The sequence below is a fragment of the Atopobium sp. ICM42b genome, from assembly GCA_000564995.1.
Lineage (GTDB): Bacteria > Actinomycetota > Coriobacteriia > Coriobacteriales > Atopobiaceae > Lancefieldella.
On the sequence record JDFH01000008.1, the window covers coordinates 1 to 1,927 of the forward strand.

At 40.3% G+C, this 1,927-nt stretch carries 1 protein-coding gene and 1 CRISPR repeat array; the gene reads left to right on the plus strand.

What is annotated here, in order from left to right:
- Window positions 1-32 precede the first annotated feature (32 nt).
- A CRISPR array of direct repeats spans window positions 33-1,058; the repeat unit is 36 nt; unit sequence GTCTTGATTACCGTACGATCTCCCAGGTAGTAAAAT.
- A 249-nt stretch (window positions 1,059-1,307) separates the two neighbouring features.
- Window positions 1,308-1,927: type II CRISPR-associated endonuclease Cas1 (gene cas1, locus HMPREF1493_RS03065; protein WP_035427768.1), on the plus strand; the 620-nt coding region annotated here is incomplete at its 3' end.

Here is a 1,927-nt window from a genome sequence, read left to right on the forward strand (position 1 = left end):
GGGTAACATCGATCATAAGTGCAACCGCCCATGTCTTGATTACCGTACGATCTCCCAGGTAGTAAAATCATACGCTGATAGGTTCTGCAAACCTTCTGGTCTTGATTACCGTACGATCTCCCAGGTAGTAAAATTCTGAGCCCTAAGGGTTCTCGCATTATTTTGTCTTGATTACCGTACGATCTCCCAGGTAGTAAAATCGCATTTAAAGCATCGCCAAATGATGTGATGTCTTGATTACCGTACGATCTCCCAGGTAGTAAAATGTGACGTTGGAAGACCGTCAATACCAGTTGGTCTTGATTACCGTACGATCTCCCAGGTAGTAAAATACCATGCCTTTGATGACTGTTAGACCGTCTGTCTTGATTACCGTACGATCTCCCAGGTAGTAAAATGGATCATACATGGGGCGACATGAGCGGAGCGTCTTGATTACCGTACGATCTCCCAGGTAGTAAAATGCCGACTGTGACTTTTACGCCATAGTCTTTGTCTTGATTACCGTACGATCTCCCAGGTAGTAAAATCTTGTTAGTGACGCTTTCAATTCGATTGTTGTCTTGATTACCGTACGATCTCCCAGGTAGTAAAATGACGTATCCAGGGTATGGAGCAATCTCAAGGTCTTGATTACCGTACGATCTCCCAGGTAGTAAAATGAACTGCCTAAATGCATCATCGTCTTGAATGTCTTGATTACCGTACGATCTCCCAGGTAGTAAAATCAGTAGCTGCGTAACCGCTAGCGTCAAAGTGTCTTGATTACCGTACGATCTCCCAGGTAGTAAAATGTGTTAGCCTACCAGTTACGCAAACTTTAGGTCTTGATTACCGTACGATCTCCCAGGTAGTAAAATCTGCTGGCTTACCCTTTACAACTCTATTTTGTCTTGATTACCGTACGATCTCCCAGGTAGTAAAATGTGACTTTTACTGATAAAGCTGTTAAGGAGGTCTTGATTACCGTACGATCTCCCAGGTAGTAAAATAGACCAGTTATATAAGTAAACGTGTCCATCGTCTTGATTACCGTACGATCTCCCAGGTAGTAAAATACCAAGCCCTTGTTTTCCTTGTTTAACAGGGAATTCAAGGGTTTAGTATTTTGAAAACTATACAAACTTCTCCAAAAAATTCACGATAGTTGATATAATTTAAAAAAACTAGCCCGGGTTACCCCGGGCTTCGTTTGCGGCTCAAGCATAAAAATGCTTGGCCTTGTCTAGATCCGTACGATCTCCCAGAAAGTATGAATCAAAACATACGCATATTGTATCAGAAAGCTTCTTATTAAGAGGTGAATTGTGCAATACTCAATAGCAATTCGGTCAGCGGCATATTTATCCTGTAAGCATTCTCAGCTTCAAATCGATAAACATGAAGAAGGAATTATCTCTATCCCTATAGAAGATATAGGGATGATTACTATTGATCATCCTGCAGTTGTCATTACAGAAAGACTTATAACAGAAATTAGCAAAAATAAAGCAAGTATTTTGTGTTGTGGAACTAACCATATTCCAGCGGCAATTATTCTTCCCCTCACGGGTAATTGCCGGCAAAACGAGTTAATTAGCCTTCAATTTAATGTGAAGAAGCCTTTACAAAAGCAACAATGGAAATCGATCGTTTCTGCCAAAATTTTTAACCAGTCACTCTGTTTAGAATATTTAAACCTTCCATTTCATTCAGTTCGCAAGCTAATTGATAAAATACAGTCCGGTGATGCAACTAACCGAGAAGCTGTAGCGGCTCAGGCCTACTTCAAAATTTTAATTACGGATGGATCACGACGAAATAGTGATTGGACTCCTTCTCTAGACTATGGTTATTCGATTATTAGGTCTGTAATCATTCAATCACTGATAACCCATGGATTAATGCCTTCAAAAGGTATTCACCACAATAGTATTGAAAACGCATT